A 4,612-nucleotide genomic window follows, 5' to 3' on the forward strand; every position below is an offset into this window, starting at 1 on the left:
TAATAGACTAGACCAGCTCTGGAGAAATACACCTATACAACTAATAAGTAATGCTGCTAAATAGTTTAATTCTCCACAGATATAGATTGGGAGCTTTGGAAATATGTCATTTTTATTCTCCTGGGTTTTAATTCAGGAGTTTTAAATTTTCTCTAATAAATAAGGGAGTAGTTCAACAATTAATTATTAATAGTTACCTCTTCTTATAAAAAAGAGGATTGGCTAAATTGTTGTTTAAAGCTTTTAACCTTTAAATTTACCATACAAACATTTAAAAATAAAAATTACCCGAACAATTAATAGGAAAATTAAAAATTCATTAAATAATACAAGCAATAATATTACGATCAACGAAAATAAGGAAAAGTATAGAGAATTTTTCTATGCTCTTCCTTATTTTATTGACAAATTTACCTGATAAGCTGTTATGCAGAATTCCTCCCTTGAAGCTCTGGGTATACCACCCAATGCGTGGGCAGTGGATGAGACAACTGCAGATATTACTCGTCCTTCTCTTCCTGCTCAACCCATTGTCATTAAAACTGAAACCAAAAGTATTAAATTAGATTTAGCTAAAACAGCAATTCTAGTTATAGATATGCAAAATGATTTCTGTCACCCTGATGGTTGGTTAGCTCATATTGGTGTAGATGTAACACCTGCAAGGTCCCCCATTCAACCACTAATAAATTTTTTACCACAACTGCGATCGCAAAAGGTTCCGATAATTTGGTTAAATTGGGGAAACCGCCCCGACTTACTGAATATTAGCGCTGGGTTACGCCATGTGTATAACCCTACTGGTAAAGGTATAGGTTTAGGAGATCCACTGCCAAAAAATAATGCCCCCGTACTTATAGAAGGAAGTTGGGCAGCAGCAGTTGTTGATGAGTTAGAGCAACAACCAGAAGATATTCGTGTAAGTAAATATAGGATGAGCGGGTTTTGGGATACTCCTCTTGATAGTATTCTGCGAAATATTGGCAAAACAACTCTCTTATTTGCAGGAGTGAATGCAGATCAATGTGTAATGGCAACATTACAAGATGCAAATTTCCTTGGTTATGACTGCATTTTAGTTTCGGACTGTACTGCTACTACTTCCCCTGAATATTGTTGGCAAGCTACTATTTATAATGTGAAACAATGTTTTGGGTTTGTCACAAATTCTCATGTTATTTTAGAGGCTATTAATTGAAGAAGGAAGAAGCAAGAAGCAAGAAGCAAGAAGCAAGAAAGAAGGAAGAAGAAAGGAGCAAGAAGGAAGAAAGACTTAAGGATTCAGGTCCTATGGAAAAGCCTATAAATCTTGATGGATAAGCATTTCCGGCAACTATCTCCCAAATTATATTCTCAATTAGAAATGGCTACAAACCTTTATTTTCGTCATTATTGAGAATGAGACTATTAAATTGCTGAGTTAGTCATTTTCAGAGTTCTCTCTATAACTGGGTTTGAGATACCTGAATCCTTACAGAAAGACTGAAGGATTAAAGAAATAAAAAGGAAAAAGTGGATGAGGAGTCAAACCTCAACAAATTGTAAACACCCTGTAGACGGTTGGGTATTAAACTCAAAATCAAAATATAAATATTTTTCTGAAAAGTCTCATGTTCGGTCAAATACTAATTATGAAAAATTGGCACTTTGCAACTGAAGTTAAAAAGAGATGAAATTCAAAAATACATATAATTTAAGAAGGAAAAAAAATCAGTTTAAATAAAAAGTAAAATTACAAAATTTTTTTTATTTATTGCCAGTTAAAAACTATAAATTTTAATGCCAAGCTGAGTAGCGATGATGTCATCTCGAATCCGTTTAATTCGGTATAAAAAAATATTCCATCTTCATCCAGAGCGGAAAGAATTCTGAGTTATTTTCCCTTCTGTTTGCGGAGCATTCCGTAGGAAATTCTGAATTCTGGATTCTGATCCACTATCTTATTAAACTGATGCTACCGGATTTGATATAACTGGTATCTAGGTTAAACTACAAATAAATGTAAGAATTTTCTACAGAATGCTTACAACTAAATAATCAATAATTTCCTGAATAAATTAATACTATTACCTATAATAAAATGATTACTCAATGCATGATTCCAGTCCTTAAATCTCCTCAAGATTATCAAGCATATCGTATTAGTCCTAATGATAGTAATCGATTAGCAATTATTTTCGACCCTGTAATTGCAAATGCTTCTTTAACTGTATGTTTAGAAATTTTTGATGTGGGGGGAAAAACTCCTCCAAATCGACATAATTTTGCGGTAGAAATGTTCTTTATTATTAAAGGAGAAGGAATAGCAAGATGTGATGGAAAATCTATTAATATTCGTACTGGTGATAGTATTTTAGTGCCACCAAAAGGGATTCATGTTATAGAAAATACTGGTTTAACTCGTCTTTATGCTTTATGTATTATGGTGCCAAATGAAGATTTTGCGGAACTAATTCGTAGTGGAACACCAGTAGATTTGGATGAAGAAGATATGCAAGTTCTTTCTCGCTCAAGTTGTATTTAAGAAGGAAGAAGAAATAAGGAAGAAGTGGATGGGGACTTAAACCCCAACAAGCTTGTAAACAACCAGTAAATGACGGAGTCTTAAACCCAAAGTCAAAAGAGAATTTTTGATATAGCAACTACTATTATTACTTTTGACTTATGGAATATCTAAAACAAGGGTATATCAATAATCAACCTTCTGTACGAAAAGAATAAATAAATCAAAAAAATCCTTTTATTCAATCCTCTTATTTTTAAAGAGAGGTAATTATTAATTATTAAATTAATTGTTGAACTACTCCCAATTCCCAAAATGAAAGTTTTACCTAAAGAAACAGCTTCAATATTTACTAGAGATGGAATACGTTTAGATGCTGATATTTATCGCCCTGATGCAGAGGGTGAATTTCCAGTCCTATTAATGCGGCAACCTTATGGCAGAGCGATCGCTTCGACAGTAGTCTATGCTCATCCAAAATGGTATGCTTCCCATGGTTATATTGTGATTATTCAAGATGTACGAGGTAGAGGTACATCTGAGGGAGAATTTCAATTATTTACCCATGAAATTAACGATGGAATTGATACTATTAATTGGGCAGCAAATTTACCAGGTAGCACTGGCAAAATAGGGATGTATGGGTTTTCTTATCAAGGTATGACTCAACTATATGCTGCTAGTGCTAAACTTCCTGCTTTAAAAACAATTTGTCCTGCTATGATTGCCGATAATTTATATTCAGAATGGGCTTATGAAGGGGGAGCATTTCGTTTACAAACAAACTTAGGTTGGGCAATTCAATTAGCAACAGAAACTGCTCGTTTACAAGAAGATGAAGGAGCATATCAAGAACTTTATCAAGCTGCTAAAAATTTGTCTTTTTCCACTCCAATTCCGGCTTTATCAAAAGTAATGAATAAGTATGCACCAGACTCTTTTTATCATCAATGGTTAGAAAATTATCAACCTGGTGAATACTGGCAAAATCTATCACCAAATCTAGAAAATGTAGACCTACCAATGTTACATATTGGTGGTTGGTTTGATACTTATCTACGAGGTACAATTAATTTGTATCAAAAAATATTTCCTCGCAGTAAATTCTTACAAAAATTAATAGTAGGTCCTTGGTCTCATATTCCTTGGGGAAGAAAATTAGGAGCTGTAAATTATGGTTTAGCAGCCTCTAACCCTATAGATGATATGCAAATATTATGGTTTGATCAAGTTCTCAAAGGAATAAATACAGGAATATTAGAGCGATCGCCTGTTTCTTTATTTGAGATGGGAAGTAACGAATGGCGTAATTTTGATTCCTGGCCGAGTAATAATTATCAGTTCTATTATTTAGCTAGTACAGGACTTGCGAATATGAGAGAAGATTCAGGGAAACTTGACGATAATTGTCCAGATATTTCTACTGATGATATATTCGTACATGACCCCTGGCGACCTGTTCCAGCATTGGGTGGTCATGCCACATTTCCGGCAGGTTCTTTTGAACGTTCAGAATTAGATTGTCGTACCGATATTTTGACTTATACTTCTGAATTTTTAACAGAAGATTTACACATAGCTGGAGATGTTTATGTAGAAGTTTATTGTACAGCAGATACCAATAGTTTTGACCTTTCAGCTGTGTTATCTGAAGTCAAACAAAACGGTAATGTTTATAATTTTACCCAAGGTTATATCAAGGTTGTTTCTAATGACTTACCAGTGAAAATATCTTTACAGCCAACTTGTATAAAAATTGAGAAAGGTAATGCTATTCGACTGAGTTTAAGTGCAGCTTGTTTTCCTGCATATGTAATTAATCCTGGTACAGATAAACCACCAAAAGAAGTACGATTAATTGATGCAAAAGTTATTACTATAACTGTTAGATCAGGAAAAAATAATCCTTCAAGAATTTCTTTATCTAAAGTAAGGAAGAAGGAAGAGGGAAGAAGAAAGAGGGAGGAAGGATTAAAAGTCTGAAAAAAAACTTAAATTTCCTCTAGATATTCACACTTAGGTTTACACAAACGATTAACCTTAGTCTTTGCTTTATTCTTTAAAAAGCTGATAGCTGAATGCTTACGAAAAAGATATAGACTTTTTGTC

The 4,612-nt window shown here is 33.6% G+C and carries 4 protein-coding genes; all 4 read left to right on the plus strand.

The window, feature by feature from the left end; all coding sequences use genetic code 11:
• Positions 1 to 427: 427 nt before the first annotated feature.
• Positions 428 to 1,198 (plus strand): cysteine hydrolase family protein, encoded by a 771-nt coding sequence (locus tag AC3DU7_RS25990; protein ID WP_488042174.1) that lies wholly within the window; start codon positions 428 to 430, stop codon positions 1,196 to 1,198.
• Positions 1,195 to 1,320, plus strand: a complete 126-nt coding sequence (locus AC3DU7_RS25995; protein WP_488042175.1) for a hypothetical protein — start codon at positions 1,195 to 1,197, stop codon at positions 1,318 to 1,320. The genes AC3DU7_RS25990 and AC3DU7_RS25995 overlap by 4 nt, the downstream gene beginning before the upstream one ends.
• 760 nt (positions 1,321 to 2,080) lie before the next feature.
• Complete coding sequence (locus tag AC3DU7_RS26000) at positions 2,081 to 2,524, plus strand: cupin domain-containing protein (RefSeq protein ID WP_488042176.1); 444 nt, start codon at positions 2,081 to 2,083, stop codon at positions 2,522 to 2,524.
• Positions 2,525 to 2,818: 294 nt separating this feature from the next.
• Entirely contained in the window at positions 2,819 to 4,486 is a 1,668-nt protein-coding gene (locus AC3DU7_RS26005; RefSeq protein WP_488042177.1) for a CocE/NonD family hydrolase, read from the plus strand.
• The last annotated feature ends 126 nt before the right edge of the window (positions 4,487 to 4,612 follow it).

The organism is Okeania sp., assembly GCF_983059655.1.

What these genes read in the sequence shown, in the direction of transcription:
- AC3DU7_RS26000 (WP_488042176.1), top strand. Translation starts at nt 2,081, where the DNA reads ATGATTACTCAATGCATGATTCCAGTCCTTAAATCTCCTCAAGATTAT.
- AC3DU7_RS25990 (WP_488042174.1), top strand. Translation starts at nt 428, where the DNA reads ATGCAGAATTCCTCCCTTGAAGCTCTGGGTATACCACCCAATGCGTGG.
- AC3DU7_RS26005 (WP_488042177.1), top strand. Translation starts at nt 2,819, where the DNA reads ATGAAAGTTTTACCTAAAGAAACAGCTTCAATATTTACTAGAGATGGA.